Consider the following 25,282-nt stretch of genomic DNA (forward strand, 5'->3'; position numbering starts at 1 on the left):
TCTTGCGACTTCGCGTCGTTTCGAAAGGAATCATGGAACGCCATTCCCCCCTGCTCGCCGTCGACGGCGCGCCCGCCATCTGGCTCGGGGCCAATTTCTGGTCCCGGTCGGGAGGTCCGCTGATGTGGACCAGCTACGACCAGGAGGTCGTCCGCTCCGAGCTCGCCGTCCTGGCGGAGCACGGCCTCAACATGACCAGGTCGTTCTTCTACTGGCCGGACTTCCACCCCACCCCTGACACGCTCGACGAGCAGTGCATCGCCAACTTCCACGACTTCCTCGACGCCCACCTGGACGCCGGCATGACGACAGTGCCGACGTTCCTCGTCGGGCACATGTCCGGCGAGAACTGGGACCCGGCCTGGCGGGACGGCCGCGACTTGTACAGCGACATCTGGTTCGTCGGACGCCAGGCCTGGTACGTCCGCGAGCTGACCGCCCGCTTCGCCGAGCATCCCGCCGTCGCCGGCTGGCTGCTCACCAACGAGGTCCCGATCTACGGAGGGGAGGCGCCGCGCCCGATCGTGGACGCGTGGGCGTCGCTGCTGGTGGATGCGGTGCGCGCCGGGGGAGGGACCCAGCCGGTCTCCGTCGGCGACGGGGCGTGGGGCATCGAGACGACGGGCCACGACAACGGCTTCTCCACCACCGACCTGGCCGCGTTCACCGACTTCGTCGGCCCGCACGTCTACCGGATGGAGTCCGACCAGACCCGTCAGCACCTCAAGGCCGCGTACATCGCAGAGCTCTGCCACATCGCAGGCCTGCCGGTGATCATGGAGGAGTTCGGCCTGACCAGCGACTTCGTGTCCCCATCCGGTGCCGCCTCGTACTACCGCCAGCTGCTCTACAACACGCTCCTGGCCGGGGCGACCGGCTGGATCGCCTGGAACAACACCGACTACGACGACCTGATCGCCCAGCGTCCGTACTCGCACCACCCGTTCGAGATGCACTTCGGGATCACGGACGCGACGGGAGCCCCCAAGCCCCCGCTGCTGGAGCTGGCCCGTTTCGCCGGGGACCTCGCATCCATCGACGTCGCAGCTGTCACGCGCTCCCCGGTGGATGCGGCGATCGTCGTGCCCTCGCACCTCGCCGCCGACTACCCGTTCACCCAGGAGCCGGAGCGGGCGCTCATCGTGGCGACGGGGGAGCAGGCGTACGTCGCCGCTCACGAGGCGCACGTGCCGGTGGCCGTGGTGCGCGAGGCTGAGGACGGCGGCATCCCCGCCGGCTACGGCCTCTACCTGCTGCCGTCGGTCAAGCAGCTCTGCGGCCCCACCTGGAAGCAGCTCATCGACCTCGCCTCTGACGGTGCCACCGTCTACGCCTCGTACTGCGTCGGCGACATCGGCGTGCAGCGTGGTCCATGGTGGGCATATACGGAGGAGATCTTCGGCGTGCAACGCGAGTCGGCATACGGCCTGGTGCCTCCGGTCTCCGACGACACGGTGACGGTGCGCTTCCTCACCTCCTTCGGCGGTCTGGCCGAGGGCACGGTCCTCTCGTTCGCCGCCGCGGGCAACGAGCACTCGCGCTCCTACCTCCCGGTGACCGCGACCACCGGCACGGTGATCGCCGTGGATGCGCACGACCGCCCCGTCATCGTCTCCCAGTCCCACGGCTCCGGACGCGCCGTGCTCTCCACCTACCCGCTCGAATACTTCGCATCCCAGCTCCCTTGCGTGAACCCCGAAGACACCTGGCGCCTCTACGACGCCCTCGCCGAGGTGGCCGACGTGGAACGAGACATCCGCCTCGACGACCCGCAGGTCTTCACCGACACGCTGGTCCACGCCGACGGCCGCCGCTTCGTCTTCTTCGTCTCCCAGCACCCCACAACGGTCACGGTCACGCCCCGCGCGGCAGGTGCCCTGCGGACCCTGAACGGAGACGACGTCAGCTCGGTGACCCTCGACCCGTACGGCGTGGAGGTGCGCGAGCTGGTCTTCGAGTAGGTGGCACTGGCACCCGCCCGGACACGCTAGTATGGACAAGTTGCTTTGGGGCTCCACCCTCAAAGCGACTTCGGGCTGTGGCGCAGCTTGGTAGCGCACTTGACTGGGGGTCAAGGGGTCGCAGGTTCAAATCCTGTCAGCCCGACGTAACGACAAAAAGTAGAGGGCCAGACGTTCGCGATGCGAACGTCTGGCCCTCTACTTTTTGTCGTTACTCGCTGCTGTCTATTGGGGTCCCCGCCGCGAGGGGCCCCGGGCGCCGATCCTCGCTCTGCGAGGCTCGGCGTTTGGGGGAGCGTGTGGGGCGCAGCCCGACGGGACGGTCCCTGAATTACGCGGAAGTCGCGTGTTCCGGGGCCTTCTTCTGGCCTCACGTGAGCGCACAACCAGAAGGCGAATCAACAGCGTTCGCCGGTGACGAATCAAGGCCACCTAGCGCCCGGTGGATTCCTCCGACGACGCGTGCTCCCCATTCCTGGCATGCTGCCCAGCAGGGCTTGCAGGAAGCGGGAATCGGCGGCGCGGAGAACGCCAGGGCCCGCCTCTACTTCGCCTTCCCCGAGTTCGCCGCCCGCCGCACGAACCCAATGATCAGCGTCGCGATCACCAGCACGATCCCGATGATGCCCAACCACAGCAGCCCCTTGATCGCGAACCCCACGATCGCCAGGATGACCCACAACACGACGAGAACGATCACCAAGATGAGCATGTGCCCACCGTACGCCTGCTTTGGCGCACCATCGACCTAGCTCGCGCGCCTCGTTTCGTACCTGCTCATCAGCACACCGCCTGGCAGCGTGCGCGTCTCCACCAGGTCGAGGTTCATCCAGCTGTCCAGCGCGGCGAAGAACGGCAGTCCGCCGCCCACCAGCACTGGATGCGTGACCACGGTGTACTCGTCGATCAGCCCTGCGCGCATGGCCGTGCCGGCGAGGGTCGCGCCGCCCACCCGCATCCGCCCGTCGTCCTCGGCTTTGAGGCGGGTGATCTCCGCGAGCGCGTCGCCGGTGAACAGGCGGGCGTTCCAGTCGACCGCCGACATCGTGGAGGAGAACACCACCTTCGGCGTGTCCCGCCAGTTGCGCGCGAAGGCGATTTCCGCTGGCGTTGCGTTGGGCTGCCGGTCGCCGGTCGGCCAGTACGAGCTCATGGATTCCCAGAGCTTGCGGCCGTAGAGGAACAGGTCGATCGCCTGCTCTTCCTCGAGCCACCATTCGAACAGTTCGTCGCTCGGCGCGCTCCACCCGATGTCGTCGCCCGGGGCGGCGATGTAGCCGTCCAGCGTCACGTTCATCCCGTAGACCAGTTTTCGCATTGCGTCATGCCCTCCGTCAGCCGATCCCGGAAGTTTAGAGCGCCCCTCCCGGCAGGGGGAAGCAACATGATGCAGGGAATGCGACGCGACCCGAGGGTGTAGACAGAAGCGTGACCACCTTCGAGGAACTCCTCCACCGCAACCTGCTCGGCGTCTTCAACGAGCGCGATGAGGCGCTGCGACGCCCCGTGCTCTCCGAGCTGTACGCTCCGGATGCACGCTTCGCCGACCACGACGGCGTGGCTGTTGGGCCGGACGCCATCAACGAGAAGATCCGCGAGCTGCACGCCAGGACGCCTGGCTTCGAGTTCGTGCCGGGACGGTTCTACGAAGTGCAGGATCTCGCCACCGTCGAGTGGTCGTACGGGCCGGCGGGAGCCGAACCCGTCGTGCACGGGACGGACGTCGCGCTGATCCGCGACGGGCGCATTTCCGCGCTCTACGTGTACCTCAGATAGGCCGCGACCCGTCAGCCGGGGAGCCGGCATGCGGCGCGGGGCGGACCGTTCGCCACCGCCGCCGCCAAAAGGGGCGTACCGTCAGCACATGGAACACTTGTATACGGCGCAGATGCGAATGCCGAGCGGTACGACCGTTGTCGCGGTGGCCGAGACCATCAACGGAGAGCCACAGCCCCGCGTCCGGTTCGAGACGAAGACGCTCGGCGCGACGACGAGCGGCTGGGCTGTTCCCCTCACGGAGCAGGCGAACTGGCCGTCGAGCTGCCAGTACCGGGCAATGACGCCCGCCGAGATCACCCTCGACAACGCCCTCTGACGACGCGCAGCGTGGCGCGCCCCGGTCGGATCACCGGGCGGCGCCCGCTGCCACAGCCCGTCCCTGACCTCGCCCCCTGCCGCGACGACGCGGCGTCCGCACCCGCATCCCCAGTGCCCCGGGCTCGACCGTCAGCGTCACAGACACGACGCTCCCGTTCGGGTCGCCGTCCAGCTGGATCTCCTGCTCCTCCTCGAAGCGCACGCGCATCTGCTTCGCCTGCGCATACCGGATCGCCCGCGCCTGGGGCGTGATGCGTCCGACGAACCTGCCGAAGCCCGTCCGGTGGAGCAGCCGGTTGAAGGTGAGCCGGTAGCCGATGTTCGTCCAGCCGCCTCCGCCGCGCGGCCGGAGCACCACGGCGTCGAGGAGGCCGTCGTCGACCGTCGCATCCGGGATCAGGAGAAGCCCTGCGGTGAGGCTGCCGGAGTTGCCGACGATGACCGTGTGGGCGCGCAGCGCGATCTCCGGGGCGTCGTCGAGCTGGTAGACCATGTCGAACTGTTTGTTGCCGAGGATGCTGCGCGCGATCGGGTCCGAGTACGCCAGCCAGCCGATGCGCTTCTTGAGGCGCTGGTTCGTGTGGGCGGCCATGTGCGCATCCAGGCCGATGCCGGCCATCACCAGGAACGCGCGACGCTCCTCCGAGCCGTCGGCCCTGACCAGCACAGCGTGTCCGAGGTCGACCAGCCTGGTCTCGCCGGCGAACGCGGTCTCCACGGCGGCGGTCAGGTTGTTGATCGGCAGGCGCAGCTCCCGCGCGAACAGGTTTCCGGTGCCCGCAGGCACCAGACCGATCGGGATGCGCGTCCCGGCGAGCACGTCCGCCGCCGCCCGCAGCGTCCCGTCTCCTCCGACGATCACGATCAGGTCCGGCTGCGTCGCTGCCGCGTCCTGCGCTGCCGCGCGGCCGTCGTCGTCCCCACTCGTCTCGAACCACTGGGATGCGGCCCATCCGCCCCGCGACTCCTGTGCGGCCACGCGCGCGCGCAGCACGGAGACATCCACCTTGGTGGGGTTGAGCACGAACGCTGCGCGACGTGCCGGAGTGTGGTGGTCCGGTTGTGCGCTCATCCGCCAAGGATATGTCGGCCGGCGGTCCCGATCAGACCGGCGACCCCGATCTGACCAACACGAGAGTTAGGCCGTCGCGGACGGCTCGTGCGGGAAGAGCCGGTCGAAGCCCATCACCAGCGCGCCGCGCACCGCCGCGTCCTCCGCATCACGGATGGACTCGATGCGAAGCCGGGAGGTGGTTGCGGGCAGGGCGCGCGAGTACAGCGTCTCCCGCAGCCCGGTCATCAGGTGGTCGCCCAGCCCGACCACTCGTCCGCCCATCACGAGCACGTCGGGGGCGATGGCCGTGACGAGGCCGATCATCGCCTCGCCGATGTCGCGGCCCGCCTGGCGCAGGGTCGCGATCGCGATCTGGTTGCCCGCGGCCACGAGCGGCTGGAGTTCGTCGAGGGACGCGACGTCGAGTCCGTCGTTGCGCACCTGGTTCAGGATCGCCGGAGCCGAGGCGACCTCGCCGACGCAGCCGTAGTTGCCGCAGTTGCACGGGATGCCGTCGCCGTGCGCGACAGGGATGTGCCCCAGCTCTCCCGCGAGACCGCGCAGGCCGCGGTGCAGCCGGCCGTCGATGATGAGCCCTGCGCCGATCCCCGTCGCCACCTTGACGAAGACGAGGGAGCGGCTCTGCGCATCCAGGGTGGGGAGCAGGCCGAGCGCCATGAGGTTGGCGTCGTTCTCCACGACCACGGGAATGCCCAGGGCGCGCTCGAACGAGGCTCCGTCGACGGTGAGGTCGGCGTACATCGGCATGCTCTTGTTGTCCTCGACGGGGCCGGTCACCCCGACCACCGCGATCCGGATCAGCTCGGCTGACACGCTCGCCTCGGCCACCAGTTCGTCGCGGAGCCGCGCCGCATCCGCAGGTCCGTCCGATCCTGCCGCGCCAAGCGAGTACCCGTCGATCACGCTGCGGGCGAGCACCGCTCCGCCGATGGTCGCGATGGTCGCGGTCACCTGGTCTTTGCCGAAACTCGCGACGAACACCAGGATGTTGTCCTCGTTGAGCCGGAAGAGTGCGCTCGGCCGGCCGCGGCCCGAGAGCTGGTCGCCCGACTCCACGATCCAGCCGCCGGCGAGGAGGTCGTCCAGGCGGCTGCTCACCGTGTTGCGCGCCCAGCCGAGGGTGCGGCCGAGGTCGGCGCGGGACTGCTCGGCGCCGGAGAGCGCACGGATGATGCTGAGGTGGTCGTGGCGCAGCTCGGCAGCAGTCATGTGACTAGACAATCACAGCTCGGCCACCGTCGAGGCCGCATCGCGTCCGCGCCGTCAGACTGCCAGCATTTCGTCGATCCGCCTGGGGGAGAGGAGTTCGTCGATCGCGAGGGAGCTCGCGCCGAGCACGGCTGCCTCGTCGCCCGCGCGGGACTGGCTGATCGTCAGATGCTCGCTCGCCAGCGGCAGGGCGCGGGCGTAGACCACCTCGCGGATGCCGGCGAGCAGATGCTCGCCTGCGCTGGCCAGTGAGCCTCCGACCGCGATCAGCGACGGGTTCATCAAGCTGACGCATCCCGCCAGCACCTCGCCGATGTCCCGTCCTGCCTGGCGCACGGCCTGCGCGGCAGGGATGGAGCCGCGCGTCGCCAGGCTGACGACGTCGTGTCCTGTCCGCACCTCCACACCGGATGCGCGCAGTGCGCTCGCGATGGCCGGTCCGGATGCGATCGCCTCCAGGCAGCCCGTGTTGCCGCAGCGGCACTCGATGTCGGAGGCGCGGGCGATCGAGATGTGGCCGATGTCTCCCGCGGTGCCCTGTGCTCCTCGTTGCAGCCGGCCTCCGGCGATCACTCCCGCCCCGATGCCCGTGCCGATCTTCACGAACAGCAGGTTCTCGCGGGCGCGCGGGTTGGCTGCGCGCTCGCCGAGGGCCATCAGATTGACGTCGTTGTCGACGAGGACGGGCACGTCGAACTCGCGGCCGACCCAGGCGGGGATGTCGAAGCCGTCCCAGCCTGGCATGATCGGCGGGTTGCTCGGCCGGCCTGCAGGGAACTCCACAGGACCAGGCACGCCGATCCCGATGCCGAGCAGGTCGGACTCCTGGCGTCCGAGCTCGGTCAGCATCGACCGGCAGACCGCGGCGAGCCAGCCGAGCACCTCGGCAGGGCCGGTGTCGATCGCGACGGGTTCGCTGCGCCGCGTGAGGATGTCTCCGGCGAGGTCGGTGAGGGCGATGGTTCCGTGGCTCGCACCGAGATCGGCTCCCAGGACGACGCCGGCGCGGGGGTTCAGGGCGATCTGCGATGGAGGGCGGCCTCCGCTGGAGACGGCGTCGCCGACCGTGGCGAGCAGGCCGAGATCGAGGAGGTCGCCGACACGCGAGACGATCGTGGAACGGGACAGTCCGGTGAGGACCGACAGCTGGGCGCGGGTGCGGGGGCGGCCGTCGCGGAAGAGCTGGAAGAGCTCTCCTGCTCGTCTCCCTGTCGCTTCGCGCACTTCTTCGCTGTCTTGCACGTCGGTAGTCAAGCATGAGCACTTTTGCGTTTACAAGAGCAAAAGAAAAGTTTTTTTGAACTAATTCTGCTTTTGAAGTAGCGAAACCAAACTGATTCATGTCAATATTCCGCACATGGCACTCACCGTCGAGATGAAAACGAGGACGCTCCGCACCGCATTCGTGGGCGGTGGCTTCATGGCGGCCGTCCACTCCAGGGCGGCACGCGCCGCTGGCGCGACGATCGCCGGTGTCGCATCCTCGACCGCAGAGGGCGCAGAGCGCGCAGCGACAGCGATCGGCGCCGACCGCTCATACGCGAGCGTCGACGACCTCCTCGCGGCAGACGTGGACGTCGTCCACATCTGCACCCCGAACAGTACGCACGCGGAGTTCGCGCTGGCCGCGCTCGCCGCTGGGAAGCACGTCGTCTGCGAGAAGCCGCTCGCCACCGGTCTCGGCCAGGCGCTCCTGCTGGCCGACAGGGCGGAGGCCGGCAGCCTCGTCGCCACCGTCCCGTTCGCCTACCGCTTCCACCCGATGGTCAGAGAGGCCAGGGCGCGGGTCGCCGCCGGTCGCCTCGGCCGCATCCTCACCATCCAGGGCCACTATCTGCAGGACTGGCTCTCCAGCAGCTCCGACAGCGACTGGCGGGTGGATGCGCGGCTGGGCGGACCGTCCAGAGCCTTCGCCGACATCGGCTCGCACCTGGTCGACCTCGTCGAGTTCGTCGCGGGGGAGCGCATCACGAGGCTCGAGGCCATGACGCGCACGGTCCACGCCGAACGCGAAGGGATCGCGAACGTCGCGACAGAGGACCTCGCCGCCCTCCTCGTCGAACTCGACGGCGGTGCGGTGGGAACCCTTCTCGTCTCGCAGGTCGCTCCCGGCCGCAAGAACAGTCTCGTCATCGAGCTCTCGGGCGACCTCGAATCCCTGCGATTCGACCAGGAGTCGCCGGAGACGGTATGGCTCGGCCGCACGGACAGGTCATCCGTCCTGCACAGGGATGCGTCCACCCTCTCTCCCGATGCTGCCCGTCTCTCGCTCGTGCCCTCCGGGCACCCGATGGGTTACCAGGACGCCTTCAACGCCTTCGTCTCCGACACGTACCGCTCCATCGCCGGGGAGTTCCCGGAGGGCCTTCCGACCTTCCGCGACGGAGCGCGTGCCGTCCGCCTCACCGAGGCCGTCCTGGCGTCTGCGGCCGGCGGCGGGTGGCAGGACGTCTCCGCCGAGGCGGTCGCCGTCCCCGCCTGAGCCCGCCCCGCGCCGCATCAGATCCCGCCGCGCGCCGCATCAGATCCCGCCCCACCATTCGGCCGCGTCCACGGCCGGCCCCGACCCGCATCCGATCCCCGCAAAGCAGAGACCGACCCCGAGGAAGACACAGAACAGATGACCACGCTCACCCACCCGCTGCCCGCCCGCTTCGACCTGATCGTCGTCGGCAGCGGCCCCAACGGAACCATCGTCGCGAACGAGGTGTACCGGCGCCGCACGGACGTGTCGATCCTCGTCGTCGAGACGGGCCCCGAGATCAGCGCCAACGCCGGCGAGCACCTGATCGAGTCGCCGGACAAGGAAGCGCGTCAGGCTTACGAGCGCCTGATGCGCCTGGCCAAGCAGATCGAGTACGTACAGGGCTCCGCGGCCGACCGGCAGCTCACCGAGACGCTCTGGTCCAAGGAGGAGGTGGGCATCGTCCCCGCCGCATACCTCGGCAACGACATGCGCGAGTTCCCCGGCGCCGCGATGGCCTGGAACATCGGCGGGATGGGCGTGCACTGGACGGCGGCCTGCCCGCGGCCGTTCGGCCCTGAGATCCCGCCGGCGGGCGACGGCGACTGGGACGCCGACCTGCGGACGGCGCAGCGCCTGCTCCGCGTCGACCAGACGGTGTTCGCCGCCAACCCGTTCGCGCATCCGGTGCTGGATGCACTGCGTTCCGCCCTCCCGGCAGCCTCCGCCGACCGGTCGGCCCAGCCGATGCCGATCGCGGGCGTGCCGGGGCCGACGGGCAAGGTGCGTCGCACGGGCCCGCGCGACATCTTCCCCGAGCTCTTCTCCGACGACGACCGTGCCCGCCTGGTGACCGGCGCGCTCTGCACGACGATCCTGCACCGCGACGGGGTGGCCACCGGCGTCGTCCTCCGCGATGTGCAGAGCGGCCAGGAGGTCGAGATCGCGGCAGGAGCCGTCGTGGTGGCTGCTGATGCGCTGCGCACCCCGCAGCTGCTCTGGGCCTCCGGCATCCGGCCGGACGCGCTCGGCGTGCGGCTCAACGAGCACGCGTCCATCGACGGCGGCGTCGTGGTCGACCCCGTGCGGATCGGGGCCACGGGGATGCGCATCCCGGAGCATCCACTGGACGAGCCGTTCATCGGCGCGTACTGGAGTCCGTCGAACGGCGCCGACCAGCCGACGCAGGGCCAGCTCATGGAGCAGAACAGCGCAGAGACCGGCCACACCATCGGGATGGGCTGGTACGTCTCCACGGAGATCCGGCCGGAGAACCGGCTCGAGTTCTCCGAGCACGCGACGGACGCTGTCGGCCTGCCGCGCATCACCGCGCGCTTCTCGTACTCCGATCGCGATCTGGAACGCATCGAGTTCGCCCGTGGCATCCAGCGGGCAGCAGCGAACGCCGTCGGCGACTTCGATCAGGAGGCCGCCGTCCTCCTGCCGGCGGGAGCCTCGCTGCACTACACCGGCACCGTGCGGATGGGCGCGGCCGACGACGGCACGAGCGTGTGCGACCTCCGCGGCGCCGTGTGGGGCTTCGACAACCTGTTCGTCGCCGGAAACGGCGTCATCCCCACCGCGCTCACCTGCAACGCAACCCTGACCAGCGCTTCCCTGTCGGTTCGCACCGCCAGAAGCGTCCTGGCGTGAGCATCAGTCACGCACCCGAGTAAAACCCCCTGCAGTCCATTCGAGAAAGGAACGTGAGAACAATGACCCGTTCTCCACGAAGGATCCATCGCTCGCTCATCACCGCAGCCGTCCCCCTCGTCGCGGCAGCACTGGTGCTGACCGGATGCGGGCGGGGCTCCGGCTCCGCCCCCGCAGCGTCGACGCTCCAGATCGACGACAAACCGGCGACGGGCACGATCAACATCTGGGCGGACGGCGCCGACGGCGCCGACCTGCCCAAACTGCTCGCGCCGTTCGAGAGGGACAACCCGAAGGTGAAGGTGTCCATCACCCAGATCCCTGAGGGCGACTTCTCCGCCAAGCTCACCGCGGCCATCGCGTCGGGAACGGTCCCCGACCTCGTCTACCTGTACTCGCAGGACCAGCCGACCCTGCTGGCCACCAACGGCTTCGCACCGGTGCCGGACGGCCTTGTCGACCCGTCGTCGTTCTTCCCCGCGATGCAGAAGGCGGCCGAGGTGGATGGGGTCGCATACGCCGTGCCGTGGTACACGTACGCGAACGTCTTCATGTACCGCAAGGATCTGGCGGAGAAGGCAGGAGCCAGCGCGCCGCAGAACTGGGACGAACTGGTGACCTTCGCCAAGAAGCTCAAGGCGGACGGCGTCGCCAACCCGCTCGGCCTGTCCATCTCCTACGACGGATACTCCGCACAGGAACTCACCGCGTACGCCAAGCAGAACGGCGGCAGCCTGATCAGCTCCGACCTGAAGAAGTGGACGATCAACGACCCGAAGAACATCGAGGCACTGGAGTTCTGGGGCTCGCTGATCACAGACGGCTACGCCTCCGCGGACTCGCCGACCTTCCTCGACACCGTGCCGTTCCTCAGCTCCGGGAAGATCGCGGGCATCACCAACGGACCCTGGCTGCCGGGCTGGCTCGAAGACGCCAACGGGCCAACCTGGAACGACAGTCACCTCGCGGTGGTCGAACCGCCTGCCGGCCCGGACGGTTCCCGTGCGGCATCCATCGGCGGAGGAAGCCTCGCCGTCCTGAAGGACGCGAAGAACCCGACCGCCGCGTGGAAGCTGACACGCTGGATGGCGCAGCCGGACACGCAGGTTGCCTGGTACAAGATCTTCAAGAATCTGCCGGCCGTCGAGAAGGGCTGGGACGACGAGTCCATCGCGGGCAACGCCATGCTCAAGCCGGTCAGGGATGCGATCGCGCACGGTGTCTCCATCCCGACCGTCCCCGGCTGGGGTCAGGTGGGAAAGATCGTCGGCCAGCAGATGGAGCGCGTCGCCCGCGGCACGGCGACCGCCAAGCAGGCGCTCGACGACGCCCAGCAGCAGGCAGAGGCCATCGGCACGGGAGTCAAGTAGCAGCCATGACCTCCGTCATCAGCAAGACCAGAGGGGCGGCCTCGAGTCGCCCCTCTGTGGCCCGGCGCAGGGCGACAGCCCCCGGCGTCGCCAAACAGCGCGGCGTCGCCTGGTTGTTCGTCGCGCCGTTCCTCATCCTGTTCGTCGTCCTCACCGCGATCCCGGTGCTCGGCGCGCTCGGGATGAGCTTCACCGACATCACCGCCGCCGACATCAGGAACCCGTTCTCCGTCGACTTCGTCGGATTCTCCAACTTCGTCAATGTGCTCACGAACGCGACCTTCCTCCGCAGTGTGGCGAACACGGCGCTCTTCGTCGTCGTGTGCGTGCCGCTCAGCATGGGCATCGGGTTCGCGCTCGCGGTCATCCTGAACACCGGGATCGCGCGGCTGCGCACATTCTTCCGCGCGGCCATCTACTTGCCGGTCATCACGAACATCGTGGCCGCGGCCGTCATCTGGCAGTACGCGTTCACGATCAACGGTCCGGTCAACTCCGGGCTCGCCACGCTCGGGATCACCGGACCGAACTGGCTGGGCGACCCGTCCTGGGCGCCGCCGACGGTCATCATCCTGGGCGTCTGGCGCAACATCGGAACTTGCATGGTCCTGTTCCTCGCTGGGCTGCAGGCCGTGCCGGAAGAGGTGTACGAAGCCGCATCCATCGACGGCGCCGGGCACTGGAGGCGGCTCACGAACATGACCCTGCCGCTCCTTCGACCGACGACGCTGCTGGTCAGCGTGCTCATGACCGTCTCGTTCCTCAACATCTTCGACGAGCCGTACCTGCTCACCAAGGGCGGTCCGCTCGGCTCGACGGAGTCGATCGCGCTCTGGGTGTACGAGCAGTTCGGGTTCGGGAACGTGGCCGCTTCGATGGCCGGGTCGTTCATCCTGCTCATCCTCGTGGCGGTCGTCGCCGTCGTCCAGTTCAGATTGCTGAGGCCGAAACAGTGAGACAGCCATCCATCGCCCGCAGCGCGGGCATGTACCTCCTGCTCGTCGGCGTCGTGCTCCTGATGCTCCTGCCGTTCGCGTGGGTGCTCTTCGGGTCCTTCAAGACGCAGAACGAGTTCATCTCCGACCCGGGCGCCTGGCTCCCCGAGACCTTCGCGAACTTTTCGAACTACCTCGTCCTGTTCACGGAGAAGTCGTTCGGGCTCTACTTCGCCAACAGCGCCATCGTGTCCATCGTCGCCGTGCTCGGCAACGTGTTCTTCAGCTCGATGGCCGGGTATGCGCTCGCCAAGATCGACTTCAGTGGTCGCCGCTGGGTGTTCCTCGCCGTCGTGGGCTCCATGACCATCCCGTACGTGGCCGTCTTCGTGCCGCAGTTCCTGGTGATCGTGCAGTTCGGGCTGGTGAACACGCTGACCGGCATCGTCGTCCCGATCCTGGTGATGCCGCTGTCCATCTTCATCATGCGGCAGTTCGCGATGTCCGTGCCGGACGAGCTGCTGGAGGCGGCCAGAGTGGATGGGGCGGGGGAGTTCCGCATCTTCTTCCGCGTCTTCCTCCCTCTGGTCGGTCCCGCGATCGCCACGGTGAGCATCCTCACGTTCCTCAACTCGTGGAACTACTTCCTCTGGCCGCTCATCGTCGCCCAGTCGCAGGGCACGTACACGCTTCCCGTCGGCCTCGCCGTCGCCTCGCAGGCGTCGAACACCACAGCGTTCGGCATCCTGCTCGCCGGAGCGGTCGTTGTGCTGCTTCCGGTGCTCATCCTGTTCGTCTTCCTCCAGCGCTACTTCATCCAGGGCGTCGCGACAGCGGGCCTCAAGTAGTTCGACAACCAGTGGACCTCTAGAAAGGAATCCCATGACCATCAGCCGCGACCAGATCGCTCTCAACGCCATCCAGTGGATCAACGTGAAGGCCGATCCGTCCGACCCCACCAGCGAAGACCTGTGGCTCTACCGCGAGCCCAGCTTCCTGGCCGACTATCCGAACGTGCTCAAGCAGGTCAAGGATGCGGGCTTCGACGCAGTGATGATGGAGGTCCTGGACACCCAGACCCTTCAGAACTACGCGTCGATGATCGCGGACTCCGGGCTGAAGCTCGCGCCAGGCTACTGCCAGATCGCGCTGCCGGAGGAGCACGGTGTGACCCTCGAGCGCGGCAGCGCCGAGTGGGTCCGCTGGTTCGACAGCGTGCGCCGCAAGGCCGAGGAGTCCAACTACTTCGGCCTGAAGACGATCTTCCTGGCGCCGGAGGTGCACTGGCTCGACAGCAGCACCCGCACCCTGCGCGCCGCGGCGGTCGGTGCCGACTTCGACCAGAGCAGACTCGAGCGGGTGACGGAGTACCTGAACGACGCGGCAGAGGTGCTGCGGGAAGAGGGCATCCGTCCCGGACTGCACAACCACGTGGGCACCTGGGTGGAGACCAGGGAGGAGATCGACTATGTCCTCGGGCAGATCGACGCGTCCGTCCTCGGCGCATCCTTCGACATCGGGCACCTGGAGTGGGCGGGGATCGACGCGAAGGAGATGCTCGCGGCGTACGCCGATCGTCTGGTCGACCTCCACTTCAAAGACCTGGACCTGTCGGTCGCCGCGTCGAGCAGGCGGGAGCCCGCCTCGTACCGGGCGACCTCCGATCGTGGGCTCTTCCTCGAGCCGGGGCTCGGCGACATCGACCTCGACGGTGTGCTCCGCGCCCTGCCGGACGGCTTCGGCGGCTGGATCATCATCGAGGTCGACAAGGCGTCGATGGACCCCTGGGAGAGCGCGCTGGTCACCAGCCGCTGGCTCACCGAGCACGTTCAGGAGCACGCCACGGCATGAGTGAAGCGGATGCCGGCGGCCGCCCGACGACGTGGAACCGCCCGTTCGGCCGTCTCGCCCGCGAGGCAGGATGGACGTACTACGCGGTCGCCGTCGTCGGGCGGCTGCCATTCGCGATGGCGGTGGTCGGTGTCGTCGGCTTCCTCGTCATCAGCACGGGCTCGTACGAGCTCTCCGGCTGGTGCTCAGCGCTGATCGGCGTCGGAGCCGCCGTCGGTGGACCGCTCCTCGGCCGCGCCGTCGACCGGTGGGGACAGCGCAGGGTGCTCCTGCCGTACATCGCGGTCTACGTGCTCGCCCTGCTCTGTCTGATCTGGCTGGTGACCGTCGGCGCCCAGGAAGCTGCTGTGCTCGCGACCGCCGCGGTGATCGGGCTTGCATCGCCCCAGGTATCGCCGATGTCGCGCAGCAGATTGGCCGCGATGGCGGAGCAGACGCTGCCGCACAGCCAGGTCACCCCCGCGACGAGGACGATGCTGGGCGTCGAGTCCTTCATCGACGAGATCACCTTCGTCATCGGCCCTGCGGCCGTCGGGGTGGTGAGCCTGGCGTTCGGAACCGCGGTGCCGATCATCGCCGCAGCCGCCCTGACCGCGGTGGCCGGGGTGGCGTTCGCCTGCCACCCGACCGCGCGATTCGTGCGCGGAGCGGCGCGCCGGCCTGGCGAAGGGCACGCAGCGGCGAAGGGCGCTAGGTGGGCGTGGGCGCATCCACGCATCCTGGTGCTCGCACTGTCGCTCCTGGCCATCGGTGGGTTCTTCGGCTCTACGCTTATCGATGTCACGCGCTTCGCCGGCGCCAGCGGAGTCCCGCAGCTGGCGGGGCTGGTCTATGCGGGCACCGGCGTCGGCTCTGCGGTGTTCGCCCTGCTGGTCACGTTCCTGCCTGACCGGTTCTCGCTGGAGGCGCGGTCGATCGTGTTCGCCACGATCACCGCCTGCGCCGCCCTCGCCATCGCGTTCGTCTCATCGCTTCCAGCGATGGCGATCGTCCTGGCGGCCGCCGGCGCGGGAATCGGCCCGGCGCTCGTGACGACGTTCAGCGCCGCCGCAGCCCGGTCGAGCGCCGCGGACCGCACCACGGTGATGACGCTGCTCGGCGCCGGTCTCATCCTCGGGCAGTCGCTCGGTTCCGCCATTGCAGGCGCGCTCGTGCAGGCGAACATCCCGTCAGGAGCATCAAGCGTGGCGGCCGCGTCGGCGGTCCTCCTGCTGCTGCTCTCTCTCGGGAACTTCGCCCTGTTCCGCTCGCGACCGGCAGCCGCCTAGAGCCGGCTACTCCGTCAGGTCGTCCACGGTGGCGCCTGGCGCGTTGTTCTGAACGGACTCGATGCCGTTCTTCGCCGACGCCTTGGATGTGTAGCCTTCCGACGTGGCGATGATCTCGCCGTTGCCCGCCTTCAACCGGAAGCGGTATTCGCCGTTGCTGGACTGGTAGATCTCGAACTTCCCGGCCATCGTTCGTCTCCTTCGTCGCTGCAGCCTGGTTGCTGCCAGACGAGCACACACTATCGGCGAGGGCGATCCGCGTCGAGAGGTGCGTTCCTCTCGCTGGGAGAGCATCGCTGCCCGGGTGATCGACGCCCATCTGCTCTACCGCCGCGGGGCGTAACGATATATCGTTAACTATCGTTGCGATCCTCACGGAGGTCATCATGAACACGTCATTCCCCGGAACATCCGGCCCGTTCGGTGCAGGAGTCGGCGGCGCCACCGCAGAGAACATGTGGCAGGCGTTCGAGCAGCTCCGCTCCACCTTCGAGAAGCGCGTGAACACACGGATGGGTCGCGGCGACGTCCGCGCCGCCGTCCTCGCGCTGCTCGCCGAGAAGCCCATGCACGGCTACCAGATCATCCGCGAGATCGAGGAGCGCAGCGGCGGCTCCTGGAAGCCGAGCGCAGGGTCGGTGTATCCGACGTTGCAGCTCCTTGCCGACGAAGGGCTCATCGTCTCCGAGGAGTCCAACGGACGCAAGACGTACGCGCTCACCGACAGTGGCCGCGCAGAGGCGGAGGCTGCCGGCCCCGCCCCGTGGGAGTCCACGGGCGCAGGCAGCGACGGCCCGGGCGTCGGCGCCCTGCCGAAGGCCGCGTTCGAGCTCGCCCAGGCGGCGGCGCAGGTGCGCAGGACAGGCACGCCTGAGCAGGTCGACCAGGCGGCGACCGTGCTCGACGATGCACGTCGCAAGCTGTACGCGATCCTCGCGCAGGACTGACGCGGGTGTCGTCGGTTCGTCCCGATCGCGCAGGCACGCAGGGCGCGGGGTCGACGCGCGCCCGCTATCGCCGCATCCTGCGGTTCGCAGGCTGGAATCTGGCCGTCACCTGGTGGTATGAGCTGTTGCTTCCGCGCATCGGCCTGCAGAGCGTCGCCGAGCGCACCAGGTCGAAGCGGATGCGGCGCTTCGCCCAGCGTTTCCACGGGCTTGCGGTGGAGCTCGGCGGCCTGATGATCAAGGTCGGCCAGTTCATGTCGTCCAGGCTCGATGTGCTCCCCCCGGAGATCACCACCGAGCTGGAAGGGCTGCAGGACGAGGTCCCTCCGGTGCCGTTCGCCGCGATCCGCGCTCTCGCGGAGGCCGAGTTGGGCATCCCGCTCGGCAGGGCGTTCGCGCAGGTCGACGAGACGCCGGTGGCTGCCGCATCCCTCGGCCAGGCGCACCGGGCGCGGCTCGCGCCGACCGACGCGGCCGACACCGGGCTCGACGGCGTCGTCATCAAGGTGCAGCGACCGGGGATCGGAGCGATCGTCGATGTCGACCTGGCTGCGCTGCGCAGGGTCGGCGGCTGGCTGAGCAGGGTGCGGCTGGTGTCGGACAGAGTCGACATGCCCGCGCTGGTCGAGGAGTTCGCGCACACCAGCCTGGAGGAGATCGACTACCTGCACGAGGCGGAGAACGCCGAACGGTTCGCCGAGCAGTTCGCCGGTGATGCCAGGGTGGCCGTGCCGGAGGTGGTCTGGGAGCGCACGACCAGGCGCGTCCTCACGCTCGAAGACGTCACCGCGATCAAGATCACGGACACCGATTCCCTGGAGGCGGCAGGGATCGACCCTGCGCAGGTCGCGCCGGTCTTCGCCTCGGTCATGTTCGACCAGCTGTTCACGAACGGCTTCTTCCACGCCGACCCGCATCCCGGCAACATCTTCGTCACGCCCGTCGCACCAAGCGCATCCGGCGCAATCGCCGCCGAACATCCGTGGAAGCTCACCTTCATCGACTTCGGCATGATGGGCGAGGTCCCTGCCACCACCCGCAGCGGCCTCCGCAAACTCTTGATCGCGGCGGCCTCCCGCGACGGGCGCGGCCTGGTGGATGCGATGCGCGACGTCGGGGTGCTCCTCCCAACCGCCGAGACCACCGAACTCGAGAAGGCGATGACGCACCTGTTCGCCCGGTTCGGCGGCATGGGGTTCGCCGAGCTGAGGGAGGTGGACCCGCGCGAGTTCCGCGACTTCGCCGCGCAGTTCGGCGACGTGGTTCGCTCGCTGCCGTTCCAGCTCCCCGAGAACTTCCTGCTCATCATCCGGGCGATGTCCCTGACCTCCGGGGTGTGCAGCGCGCTCGACCCGCAGTTCAATCTCTGGGACTCCGTCGAGCCGTACGCGGCGCAGCTGCTCAGGGACGAGCGCGGCAATGTCGTTCAGGACATCGCGAAGCAGGCAGTCGAGATCGCCGGGATCGCGCTACGCCTGCCGAAACGTGTGGATGCGCTCCTCGACCGCGTCGAGGACGGCACGGTCGAGGTACGTTCCCCGCGCCTGGAGCAGCGGGTGGCGGCGCTCGACCGAACAGCACGACGACTCATCTCCGCCGTCCTGTTCGGCGCCCTGCTGATCGCGGGCGCTGTGCTTCGCGCGGGCGACGCGGTCTTCGGCACTGTCCTGATGGCCGTGTCCGTGCTGCCGCTGCTGCACGCGCTGTTCTCGGGCTGGCGCCGCCGCTGAGCGCGAGCCGCCGCCGCTGAACCCACCGCAGAGCCGCCGCCGAGCAGGCCGCCGCCCCTGAGCCGCCCGGCGCTCAGAGGCTGTCCGGGTCCAGGTTCAGCGACGTGGATGCGTACAGGAACTGATTGCCGCCATCCCCAGGGAGGTCGGGGTTCAGCCACAGAAGGTACTCCGTCGGAATCCCGAACCGCGCCGCCACATCCGTCGGGTTGTCGCCCTGCGCGATCGCGTAGCGTTTCGGTGCCCCGCTCGCCGTCGTCGCCGTGACCGAACCGTTCGCGCCTGGCCGTGCACCGCCGTCGACGGGGTGCACGTTCGACGGCCGCACCGGCACCGACCAGTGGATGCTCTCGACCGCAAGCACCTTGTCCGGCCCGAGCTCCACGGGTACGCCGTCGGCGGAGGGCGCAGAGGAGTACGTCACGAGGGTGCCGAGGTAGGAGGGCTGCCCGACGTCGCCGAGCAACGCGGTCGATGCGGTGGCGGCGTTCGTCGGGCCGCCGAGCGGGTGGTCGCCCACACCGTGGAAGGTGAGACCGTCGCCGACGCTCGGCGGGATCTCGAGCAGGGTCACCGACACCGGCACAGGCACCGTCGAGGTGAAGCCCGAGTACTCGGCCGTATACGTGTTGTTGCCGTTGGAGACCATCCGGTAATGGAAGTGGATGCTCCCCTTGGGCGAGGCCACGTCGCCCTCTGCGACGACCGTGCCCTGCGGAACCGGGGTCAGCGTCGCGGGTGGGACGGGCGCCGCGGACGGCGTGGCCGTGCCGATCGCGCCGGTGGCGGTGGTCGATGTCGGCGTCCTGGTTGCCTTCGGCGTCGCGTGCTTCGTGTGCGACGGCATCGCTGCCGGACTGCCGCCGAACAGCGCGCATCCGGTGAGGAGCGCAGGCACGACGAGCGCTGCGCCGGAAACGGCCAGCACCCGGCGCGCGAACCTCGATGTTCCGGCCGCGTCGGCGCGGCCCGTCTTCCCCCTGCGAAACATGCTTCTCCCCGTGTGGCTCCGTCGAGCCTAGCCGGGAGGCGGGCGGAAGCGACAGAGGGTCGCGACCGCCCGCTGGGATCTCATGGGCGCAGCAGCACCTTCCCGACACGTCCTGGCGAGTCGCTCGCCGCGACGGCCGCTCCGATCTCGTCGAGACCGAACGTGCCGGCGACCGGGAGCGTCAGGGTGCCGTCGCTCACGCGCGCGATCAGCTCGCCGAAGAGGGCTGCGCGGACGTCGGCGGCCATCTCCTTGCTGACGACGCTGCCCCAGAAGCCCTTCACTGTCGCCTGCTTGAAGATCACGTCTCCGGAGGCGAGCTCGAGCGTGGGCGACGCCATCGCGCCGAACACCACAAGTGTTCCGTTCACCGCCAGCGTCGACAGGACGTCTCCCGCGGAGGAGCCGCCGACCGAGTCGATGCCGACCGTGATGGGCGCGCCGCCGGTGATGGCGGCGAGTTCGTCGCGCCAGCCGTCGCCGTCCGTCGCGATGACCCGTTCGATCCCTTGCGCGCGCAACTCGTCCACGCCGGCAGCGCGGCGCACCAGTCCGACCACGTTGATCCCGCGAGCGGCGCCGAGTTGCGCGACCATCCGCCCGACGGCGCCGTTGGCCGCGTTCTGGATCAGCCAGTCGCCCTCGTTCAGGTCCAGGGAATGCAGCAGGCTCAGAGCGCTGAACGGCATGGACACGAGCTGAGCGGCTGCTTCGTCCGGCAGAGCGTCCGGCACGGGGATGAGCCCGGCCGCGTTCGCGACGAAGTACTCCGCCCACACGCCGAAGGTGCCGCCGGTGACGACACGCTGGCCGATTGCCAGCGTGTCGACGCCGTCGCCGAGCGCATCCACCACTCCGAGCGCTTCGGTGCCCGCCGGTGCAGGCAGCGATGGTTTGAAACCGTAGGTGCCGCGCACGGTCCACAGGTCGTGGTTGTGGATGGGGGAGAGCAGCGTCCGCACCCGCACCTGGCCTGCGCCTGGATCCGGGAGGGGACGCTCCTCGACCGCGAGCACGGCGGCGGGGTCGCCGAAGGCGGGGTGGATGAGTGCGCGCATCGTTCCTGCGCCCTTGTCAGCGGTCATGGTCAGTCCTCCGAGACGGTGATGGTGACATCGATGTTGCCGCGGGTCGCGTTCGAGTACGGGCACACCTGGTGTGCCGCATCCGCGAGGGCCTGCGCCTGCTCTGGCTCGATGCCGGGAAGGACGACCTCGAGGAGAACGGCGAGCTGGTATCCGCCTTCGCCATTCGGGCCGATCTGGACGCGGCCACCGACCGAGGAATCCTCCAGCTTCACCTTCTGGCTGCGGGCGACAGCCTGCAGCGCGGAGTGGAAGCAGGCGGCGTATCCGGCGGCGAACAGCTGCTCGGGATTCGTGCCCGCTCCGGAGCCGCCCATGTCTTTGGGGACGGCGAGGTCGAGGGCGAACGAGCCGTCGCTGGTGGCGACCCGCCCGTCTCGTCCTGCTCCTGTCGAGAGTGCTTCTGCGGTGTAGAGGACGTTCATTCTTGCCTTTCTCGTGCTTGTCAGTGCTGCTCGACCGGCCGCTGCGCGCTCACGGCGTGCATCGTCTCGGTGAGATGGTGGAGTGTTCCGATGAGGGCGGCGGCAGCCTGTTCGTCCGGCAGGCCCATGCCGGCGGCGATCCTGGCCGGGATGTGGGCGAGCTCGGTTCTCAGCTCGCGGCCGCGGTCGCCGATGGTGATGGTGACCACGCGTTCGTCCGGCTGACGCCGCTCGCGTGAAACGAGCCCGGCCTGTTCCATCCGGCGCAGCAGCGGGGACAGGGTCCCTGAGTCGAGCTGCAGGTGGTCGCCGAGGGAGGAGACCGTCTGGTCGCCCTCGATCCACAGCGTCACGAGCACGAGGTACTGCGGGTATGTGATGCCCCACGGCTCGAGCAGGGTGCGGTAGGCCTGGGTCGTCGCGCGGGTGGCTGCGTACAGCGAGAAGCACACCATCTCATCGGTCACGGGCATGTCACCATAGTTGCACGCAATCGAATTGTGCACAACCTATCGGGACTCCGGCGTGGTGTCCGGATCGCGCGTGGGACCCACCCGAGCTTCCTCGCCTCCGGGCGTGTCGCCCGAACTGGGGTACAAAGACGTGTCCTCCATTTGACCCACAGACGGTCCATTCTGGCTAGGCTCTGACCGAAACGCAGTCACGTCAACCCGAAGGACACGCTGTGAACCCGAACACCATTTCCTACAACCATGCCCACGACGAGGCGCGACGACAGCTCCGCCGTCACGAGCGCGATCTGCAGTGGGCGAAGGACCGCCGACGCCAGCAGGAGCGCGAGCTCGCTGAAGCACGGGCGCTGCTCGCCGCGAGCCCGGCGACCCTCGTCTGGGCGCCGCTGGCCATCGCCGCCTTCCTCATCGTCGGCGACGCCGTCATGGTCTGGGGCGTGCTGAATTCCAGCCTCCTCGGCACCAGCGGCTTCATCGTCGCGTGGGCGGGAGTCGTCGTCGGCGCGGTGGTGCTCATCCAGCTCGCCGTGTCGCTCACCAAGCTGAACGCCCGCCGTCGCGCCGCCCAGCAGCTGGTGCAGCTCAGGGACGCGCGACTCTCGCACACCCAGTTCCACATCGAGGAGAGCCTCGGCTCCTTCATCGACGGTCACCAGGTCGCGCGCGCCACTCGCTGAGCAGCGTCGACCCCTGTCGGCGAGCGAACCTAACGCTCGTCCACCTCGATCCCGGCGGCCACCGCAGCCTCACGGTATGCGGCGGCCAGCTGGGCGAGCGAGTAGTGCGCGTTGAGGCCGCTCGGACTCGGCACCACCCAGACAGTGGATGCGCCGAGCGACTGCTGCTGTCGCCCAGGCACTGCGCGCGGTTCCTCGAAAGCGGTGCGGTACGCGGTCACTCCGAGCAGCGCGATCACGCGCGGCCGGTGGGTCTCCGCGGTCCGCTCCAGTGCGGAGCGCCCCGCGATGAGCTGCGCGTCGGTCAGCTCCGATGCCTTCGCCGTCGCGTAGTTCACCAGCGTCGTCAGTCCCACCCGGCGGTGTGCCAGGTCGGCCAGGTCACGCGGATCGAATCCGGCCGACGAGTCGATGATGCGGTCGGTGATCCCCGCCAGGTGCAGCGCAGGCCAGAACCGGTTGCCTCGATTGGCGAAGCTCGCCCCGATGGCGGCGCTGCGCAGGCCGGGATTGATGCCGCAGAAGAGGAGCTCCACCCCGTCGCTGAGCACATCGGGCAGGGATGCGCCCGTGTACGACAGCAGCTCGGCCCTGGTGAAGCTCACGGTGCGACCTCCCGTCGCTCGCGGATCAACCGCGCGAGGACCGCTGCCTCGCTGATCTCCGGGTCCCTCGTCGCGGTGAGCAGGGTGAGCGTGCCGGACTCCGCGATCGACCGCAGTCGGTCGAGCGCCGCTGCCCGCTCCGGTTCGGCGAGCTCGGCCGTGTACTGCGTCTCGAACGCGCCGAAGCGATCCGGGATGTGCGCATACCAGGTTCGCAGCTCGGTCGACGGCGCGATCTCCTTGCACCACTCGTCGAGGTGCGCGCGTTCTTTGCTCACCCCGCGCGGCCAGATCCGATCGACCAGCACCCGGGTGCCGTCCGCTGCGTCCGGCTGCTCGTAGACGCGGCGCACCCGGACATCCGGTGTCGTTGCCATCGGCCGTTCCTCCCTCGTAGCGTCGCCGTTCCCTGTGAACAGCATCCTCGCATCCGGCGCTCGCGCACCCTCTGGTTCCCCTGGGCATCGGCTAGAATCGTCGGTGCCTGATTCATTGATCAGGGCGGTCGGTTCCCGTGCTCGGGGGCCGGTCCGAGGCTTGAAACCTCCGGCATCCCTTATACGATCCCCGGAGGTTTCTCCATGTCTGCACCCGTGCGCGCCCGCAATCGCTGGCTAGCTCTCGTCGTCCTGTCGCTGACCCAACTCGTCGTGGTCCTCGACGGCACCATCGTCAACATCGCTCTTCCCCAGGCTCAACGGGAACTCGGCCTCAGCGATCTGCAGCGTCAGTGGGTCGTCACCGCGTACGCCCTCGCGTTCGGTGCGCTCCTGCTCCTCGGCGGGCGAGTGGCGGACTACGGGGGGAGGCGACGCGCCTTCTTCGTCGGCATGATCGGCTTCGGCGCGGCTTCCCTCTACGGAGGGCTCGCGCAGAACGGCACGGAACTGATCATCGCCCGTGGACTGCAGGGGGTGTTCGCCGCTCTTCTTGCGCCGGCGGCTCTCGCCCTGCTCACGGTGACCTTCCCGAGCGGGAAGGAACGCAACACCGCCTTCGCCGTGTTCGGAACGATCGCGGGAGCAGGTGCTGCCGTCGGCATGGTGCTCGGCGGCGTGCTGACCGAGTTCGCCGACTGGCGCTGGTGTCTCCTGGTCAACCTGTTCTTCGTCGTGGCGGGAGTGGTCGGGGGAGTGCTGTTCCTCACCGAGAGCAAGGCGGAGGGACGCAACACTTACGACGTGTTGGGCGCGATCACCGTCACGCTGGGGCTCGGCTCCCTCGTCTACGGTTTCAGCCTGGCCGAGAACGGCTGGGCGCGCGCGGACACCATCCTGTTCATCGTCGCCGGCGTCGTCCTGCTCGCGCTCTTCGTCTGGATCGAGGCCAGATCCGGCCATCCCCTCCTGCCGCTGCGCGTCGTTCTCGATCGAGCGAGGGGCGGAGCGTTCCTCATCCAGGCCGTCGCGGGCAGCGTGATGATCGGCGCGACGCTCTATCTGACCTTCCATCTGCAGATCGTGCTGGGGATGGCACCGCTGGAAGCGGGCCTCGCGAGCCTGCCGCTTCCGCTGGCGATCATGGTGACGGCGCCGATCGCCACCAAGCTGCTCCCGGCGATCGGTCCTCGCCCACTGATGACGGGTGGCCCGATCATCGTGGCGGCCGGGCTGCTCCTGCTCAGCAGGATCACCTTCGACGGCGCATACGTCGTGCAGGTGCTTCCCGCGTTGCTGGTGATGGGCGTCGGGATGGCGTTCGTCTTCGTCCCCCTGCAGAACGTCGCGCTCTCCAGGGTCGAGCCGCACGACGCAGGCGCCGCGTCCGCCACGGCGAACTCGGCGATGCAGATCGGCGGGTCCATCGGCCTCTCGGTGTTCACGGCTGTCTACGTCGCCGCTGTCGGCGACGACGGGCGGTCGCTGCCGGCCCTCACCTCTGGATACTCGGCCGTGTTCATCGGCGCCGCGATCGGGATGGTCGTGGCGGCCATCATCGCCGCCACCCTGATCGGCGGCAAGACCAGGCACGCTCGCGGCACGCGCGAAGCGACGGCGTCGCTGCACTGACGCGGGTCGTCGCACTGGCGCATGGCGCCCAGCGGCCTGATCCGGCGTGAAAGCCGCCGGATCAGGCCGTTTTCCGTACGCGGATCGAGTGCCAGGTTCGCGACGCGCCCGGGATGCAACCTTGATTTGCGAGCATTCGCGGTAGTGCGTAAAGTACTTACTTGTCACCCCAAAGGTGCGGGAGAGCGGAACTGCTCCCCGGCCTCAAGCGGGACCACATCCCCGGTTTTCTTCTCGATTATCCGAGGGTGGTTATCCTCCACTTGCTGAGCTGATTGTCGTGCTCGGTCGTGTGATCGGCTGCCTTTCTCAGGCGACCAGGTTGCGATCGGCTGATTTGACAAGGAAGCTTCGGGTGGTAGGGTTGACAGGTTGCCCCATTTTGACCGTGTGATGCGGGATGGTGGGAGCGTCCGATCCTTGAGAACTCAACAGCGTGCACAATGTCAAATGCCAA

25 protein-coding genes, 1 tRNA gene and 1 pseudogene are annotated in these 25,282 nt (G+C 68.6%); 15 read left to right on the forward strand and 12 right to left on the reverse strand.

Annotated elements, in window-relative coordinates; all coding sequences use genetic code 11:
- Window positions 1-32: 32 nt before the first annotated feature.
- Together ACIRCZ_RS15235 and ACIRCZ_RS15240 are read left to right on the forward strand one after the other, a co-directional pair.
- Window positions 33-1,961, forward strand: a complete 1,929-nt coding sequence (locus tag ACIRCZ_RS15235; RefSeq protein ID WP_402854512.1) for a cellulase family glycosylhydrolase — start codon at window positions 33-35, stop codon at window positions 1,959-1,961.
- Between the two features lie 71 nt (window positions 1,962-2,032).
- Window positions 2,033-2,106: transfer RNA gene (locus tag ACIRCZ_RS15240), tRNA-Pro, on the forward strand.
- A 399-nt stretch (window positions 2,107-2,505) separates the two neighbouring features.
- On the opposite strand, the gene ACIRCZ_RS15245 is transcribed toward ACIRCZ_RS15240, so the two are convergent.
- Both ACIRCZ_RS15245 and ACIRCZ_RS15250 read right to left on the reverse strand, forming a co-directional pair.
- Entirely contained in the window at window positions 2,506-2,673 is a 168-nt protein-coding gene (locus ACIRCZ_RS15245; protein ID WP_200949549.1) for a hypothetical protein, read from the reverse strand.
- Window positions 2,674-2,709: 36 nt separating this feature from the next.
- On the reverse strand, window positions 2,710-3,279 hold the full coding sequence (locus tag ACIRCZ_RS15250; RefSeq protein WP_402854515.1) for a dihydrofolate reductase family protein: 570 nt from the start codon (window positions 3,277-3,279) through the stop codon (window positions 2,710-2,712).
- Window positions 3,280-3,389: 110 nt separating this feature from the next.
- Here ACIRCZ_RS15250 and ACIRCZ_RS15255 point away from each other — a divergent pair, with 110 nt between their 5' ends.
- Window positions 3,390-3,737, forward strand: a complete 348-nt coding sequence (locus ACIRCZ_RS15255) for a nuclear transport factor 2 family protein (RefSeq protein WP_402854517.1) — start codon at window positions 3,390-3,392, stop codon at window positions 3,735-3,737.
- A gap of 88 nt (window positions 3,738-3,825) precedes the next feature.
- Window positions 3,826-4,056, forward strand: coding sequence for a hypothetical protein (locus ACIRCZ_RS15260; RefSeq protein ID WP_402854519.1), 231 nt, complete (start codon window positions 3,826-3,828; stop codon window positions 4,054-4,056).
- Between the two features lie 30 nt (window positions 4,057-4,086).
- Here the strand turns inward: ACIRCZ_RS15260 and ACIRCZ_RS15265 are convergent, their stop codons facing one another.
- The 3 genes from ACIRCZ_RS15265 to ACIRCZ_RS15275 all read right to left on the reverse strand — a co-directional run bounded on the left by ACIRCZ_RS15265 (window position 4,087) and on the right by ACIRCZ_RS15275 (window position 7,584).
- Window positions 4,087-5,130, reverse strand: a complete 1,044-nt coding sequence (locus ACIRCZ_RS15265; RefSeq protein ID WP_402854521.1) for a diacylglycerol/lipid kinase family protein — start codon at window positions 5,128-5,130, stop codon at window positions 4,087-4,089.
- A 66-nt stretch (window positions 5,131-5,196) separates the two neighbouring features.
- Complete coding sequence (locus ACIRCZ_RS15270) at window positions 5,197-6,342, reverse strand: ROK family protein (protein WP_402854523.1); 1,146 nt, start codon at window positions 6,340-6,342, stop codon at window positions 5,197-5,199.
- A gap of 54 nt (window positions 6,343-6,396) precedes the next feature.
- Window positions 6,397-7,584, reverse strand: coding sequence for an ROK family protein (locus ACIRCZ_RS15275; protein ID WP_402854525.1), 1,188 nt, complete (start codon window positions 7,582-7,584; stop codon window positions 6,397-6,399).
- A 115-nt stretch (window positions 7,585-7,699) separates the two neighbouring features.
- On the opposite strand from ACIRCZ_RS15275, the gene ACIRCZ_RS15280 reads away from it, so the two are divergent.
- From ACIRCZ_RS15280 to ACIRCZ_RS15310, 7 genes are all read left to right on the forward strand, one after another.
- Entirely contained in the window at window positions 7,700-8,824 is a 1,125-nt protein-coding gene (locus tag ACIRCZ_RS15280) for a Gfo/Idh/MocA family protein (RefSeq protein WP_402854527.1), read from the forward strand.
- A 138-nt stretch (window positions 8,825-8,962) separates the two neighbouring features.
- The gene (locus ACIRCZ_RS15285) at window positions 8,963-10,459 is read left to right on the forward strand and encodes a GMC oxidoreductase (protein WP_402854529.1); all 1,497 of its coding nucleotides are present in this window, start codon (window positions 8,963-8,965) and stop codon (window positions 10,457-10,459) included.
- Between the two features lie 62 nt (window positions 10,460-10,521).
- Entirely contained in the window at window positions 10,522-11,829 is a 1,308-nt protein-coding gene (locus tag ACIRCZ_RS15290; RefSeq protein ID WP_402854531.1) for an extracellular solute-binding protein, read from the forward strand.
- Window positions 11,830-11,834: 5 nt separating this feature from the next.
- Window positions 11,835-12,785 carry a carbohydrate ABC transporter permease gene (locus ACIRCZ_RS15295; protein ID WP_055891271.1) on the forward strand — a complete coding sequence of 317 codons (951 nt, stop codon included), beginning with the start codon at window positions 11,835-11,837 and terminating at the stop codon, window positions 12,783-12,785.
- Window positions 12,782-13,612: a carbohydrate ABC transporter permease gene (locus tag ACIRCZ_RS15300; RefSeq protein ID WP_235500358.1), complete on the forward strand. Its 831-nt coding sequence runs from the start codon at window positions 12,782-12,784 to the stop codon at window positions 13,610-13,612. The genes ACIRCZ_RS15295 and ACIRCZ_RS15300 overlap by 4 nt, the downstream gene beginning before the upstream one ends.
- Before the next feature lie 34 nt (window positions 13,613-13,646).
- Window positions 13,647-14,615 (forward strand): sugar phosphate isomerase/epimerase, encoded by a 969-nt coding sequence (locus ACIRCZ_RS15305; RefSeq protein ID WP_055891274.1) that lies wholly within the window; start codon window positions 13,647-13,649, stop codon window positions 14,613-14,615.
- Window positions 14,612-15,883 carry an MFS transporter gene (locus ACIRCZ_RS15310; protein ID WP_402854534.1) on the forward strand — a complete coding sequence of 424 codons (1,272 nt, stop codon included), beginning with the start codon at window positions 14,612-14,614 and terminating at the stop codon, window positions 15,881-15,883. The genes ACIRCZ_RS15305 and ACIRCZ_RS15310 overlap by 4 nt, the downstream gene beginning before the upstream one ends.
- Before the next feature lie 12 nt (window positions 15,884-15,895).
- Here the strand turns inward: ACIRCZ_RS15310 and ACIRCZ_RS15315 are convergent.
- A pseudogene (locus ACIRCZ_RS15315) lies at window positions 15,896-16,072 on the reverse strand (YegP family protein); the annotation flags it as partial.
- 197 nt (window positions 16,073-16,269) lie between these two features.
- Between ACIRCZ_RS15315 and ACIRCZ_RS15320 the strand changes: the two are divergent.
- On the forward strand, window positions 16,270-16,830 hold the full coding sequence (locus tag ACIRCZ_RS15320; protein ID WP_402854536.1) for a PadR family transcriptional regulator: 561 nt from the start codon (window positions 16,270-16,272) through the stop codon (window positions 16,828-16,830).
- Window positions 16,831-16,835: 5 nt separating this feature from the next.
- Window positions 16,836-18,560 (forward strand): ABC1 kinase family protein, encoded by a 1,725-nt coding sequence (locus ACIRCZ_RS15325; RefSeq protein ID WP_402854538.1) that lies wholly within the window; start codon window positions 16,836-16,838, stop codon window positions 18,558-18,560.
- A 73-nt stretch (window positions 18,561-18,633) separates the two neighbouring features.
- Here ACIRCZ_RS15325 and ACIRCZ_RS15330 read toward each other — a convergent pair whose 3' ends face one another.
- The 4 genes from ACIRCZ_RS15330 to ACIRCZ_RS15345 all read right to left on the reverse strand — a co-directional run bounded on the left by ACIRCZ_RS15330 (window position 18,634) and on the right by ACIRCZ_RS15345 (window position 21,534).
- Window positions 18,634-19,551 (reverse strand): LysM domain-containing protein, encoded by a 918-nt coding sequence (locus tag ACIRCZ_RS15330; protein WP_402854540.1) that lies wholly within the window; start codon window positions 19,549-19,551, stop codon window positions 18,634-18,636.
- Window positions 19,552-19,631: 80 nt separating this feature from the next.
- The gene (locus tag ACIRCZ_RS15335; RefSeq protein WP_402854575.1) at window positions 19,632-20,609 is read right to left on the reverse strand and encodes a zinc-binding dehydrogenase; all 978 of its coding nucleotides are present in this window, start codon (window positions 20,607-20,609) and stop codon (window positions 19,632-19,634) included.
- 29 nt (window positions 20,610-20,638) lie between these two features.
- Entirely contained in the window at window positions 20,639-21,061 is a 423-nt protein-coding gene (locus tag ACIRCZ_RS15340) for an organic hydroperoxide resistance protein (protein WP_055891293.1), read from the reverse strand.
- A 20-nt stretch (window positions 21,062-21,081) separates the two neighbouring features.
- The gene (locus ACIRCZ_RS15345) at window positions 21,082-21,534 is read right to left on the reverse strand and encodes a MarR family winged helix-turn-helix transcriptional regulator (protein ID WP_402854543.1); all 453 of its coding nucleotides are present in this window, start codon (window positions 21,532-21,534) and stop codon (window positions 21,082-21,084) included.
- Window positions 21,535-21,746: 212 nt separating this feature from the next.
- On the opposite strand from ACIRCZ_RS15345, the gene ACIRCZ_RS15350 reads away from it, so the two are divergent.
- Entirely contained in the window at window positions 21,747-22,211 is a 465-nt protein-coding gene (locus ACIRCZ_RS15350) for a hypothetical protein (RefSeq protein ID WP_055891294.1), read from the forward strand.
- A 29-nt stretch (window positions 22,212-22,240) separates the two neighbouring features.
- On the opposite strand, the gene ACIRCZ_RS15355 is transcribed toward ACIRCZ_RS15350, so the two are convergent.
- Window positions 22,241-22,816, reverse strand: a complete 576-nt coding sequence (locus ACIRCZ_RS15355) for a mismatch-specific DNA-glycosylase (RefSeq protein ID WP_055891296.1) — start codon at window positions 22,814-22,816, stop codon at window positions 22,241-22,243.
- The gene (locus ACIRCZ_RS15360; protein WP_402854545.1) at window positions 22,813-23,193 is read right to left on the reverse strand and encodes a DUF488 domain-containing protein; all 381 of its coding nucleotides are present in this window, start codon (window positions 23,191-23,193) and stop codon (window positions 22,813-22,815) included. Before ACIRCZ_RS15360 ends, ACIRCZ_RS15355 begins: the two co-directional genes overlap by 4 nt.
- A 204-nt stretch (window positions 23,194-23,397) precedes the next feature.
- Here ACIRCZ_RS15360 and ACIRCZ_RS15365 point away from each other — a divergent pair, with 204 nt between their 5' ends.
- Entirely contained in the window at window positions 23,398-24,825 is a 1,428-nt protein-coding gene (locus ACIRCZ_RS15365) for an MFS transporter (protein ID WP_402854547.1), read from the forward strand.
- Window positions 24,826-25,282: the final 457 nt, after the last annotated feature.

Origin of the sequence: Leifsonia sp. NPDC102414 (genome assembly GCF_044765685.1) — a bacterium.
Lineage (GTDB): Bacteria > Actinomycetota > Actinomycetes > Actinomycetales > Microbacteriaceae > Leifsonia.

Bases quoted from the DNA above. Each gene is read 5' to 3' on its own strand.
- ACIRCZ_RS15335 (WP_402854575.1), bottom strand. From the start codon at position 20,609: ATGCGCGCACTCATCCACCCCGCCTTCGGCGACCCCGCCGCCGTGCTC.
- ACIRCZ_RS15260 (WP_402854519.1), top strand. From the start codon at position 3,826: ATGGAACACTTGTATACGGCGCAGATGCGAATGCCGAGCGGTACGACC.
- ACIRCZ_RS15265 (WP_402854521.1), bottom strand. From the start codon at position 5,130: ATGAGCGCACAACCGGACCACCACACTCCGGCACGTCGCGCAGCGTTC.
- ACIRCZ_RS15345 (WP_402854543.1), bottom strand. From the start codon at position 21,534: ATGCCCGTGACCGATGAGATGGTGTGCTTCTCGCTGTACGCAGCCACC.
- ACIRCZ_RS15270 (WP_402854523.1), bottom strand. From the start codon at position 6,342: ATGACTGCTGCCGAGCTGCGCCACGACCACCTCAGCATCATCCGTGCG.
- ACIRCZ_RS15285 (WP_402854529.1), top strand. From the start codon at position 8,963: ATGACCACGCTCACCCACCCGCTGCCCGCCCGCTTCGACCTGATCGTC.
- ACIRCZ_RS15290 (WP_402854531.1), top strand. From the start codon at position 10,522: ATGACCCGTTCTCCACGAAGGATCCATCGCTCGCTCATCACCGCAGCC.
- ACIRCZ_RS15340 (WP_055891293.1), bottom strand. From the start codon at position 21,061: ATGAACGTCCTCTACACCGCAGAAGCACTCTCGACAGGAGCAGGACGA.
- ACIRCZ_RS15305 (WP_055891274.1), top strand. From the start codon at position 13,647: ATGACCATCAGCCGCGACCAGATCGCTCTCAACGCCATCCAGTGGATC.
- ACIRCZ_RS15235 (WP_402854512.1), top strand. From the start codon at position 33: ATGGAACGCCATTCCCCCCTGCTCGCCGTCGACGGCGCGCCCGCCATC.
- ACIRCZ_RS15245 (WP_200949549.1), bottom strand. From the start codon at position 2,673: ATGCTCATCTTGGTGATCGTTCTCGTCGTGTTGTGGGTCATCCTGGCG.
- ACIRCZ_RS15360 (WP_402854545.1), bottom strand. From the start codon at position 23,193: ATGGCAACGACACCGGATGTCCGGGTGCGCCGCGTCTACGAGCAGCCG.
- ACIRCZ_RS15310 (WP_402854534.1), top strand. From the start codon at position 14,612: ATGAGTGAAGCGGATGCCGGCGGCCGCCCGACGACGTGGAACCGCCCG.
- ACIRCZ_RS15295 (WP_055891271.1), top strand. From the start codon at position 11,835: ATGACCTCCGTCATCAGCAAGACCAGAGGGGCGGCCTCGAGTCGCCCC.
- ACIRCZ_RS15365 (WP_402854547.1), top strand. From the start codon at position 23,398: ATGTCTGCACCCGTGCGCGCCCGCAATCGCTGGCTAGCTCTCGTCGTC.
- ACIRCZ_RS15320 (WP_402854536.1), top strand. From the start codon at position 16,270: ATGAACACGTCATTCCCCGGAACATCCGGCCCGTTCGGTGCAGGAGTC.
- ACIRCZ_RS15330 (WP_402854540.1), bottom strand. From the start codon at position 19,551: ATGTTTCGCAGGGGGAAGACGGGCCGCGCCGACGCGGCCGGAACATCG.
- ACIRCZ_RS15250 (WP_402854515.1), bottom strand. From the start codon at position 3,279: ATGCGAAAACTGGTCTACGGGATGAACGTGACGCTGGACGGCTACATC.
- ACIRCZ_RS15280 (WP_402854527.1), top strand. From the start codon at position 7,700: ATGGCACTCACCGTCGAGATGAAAACGAGGACGCTCCGCACCGCATTC.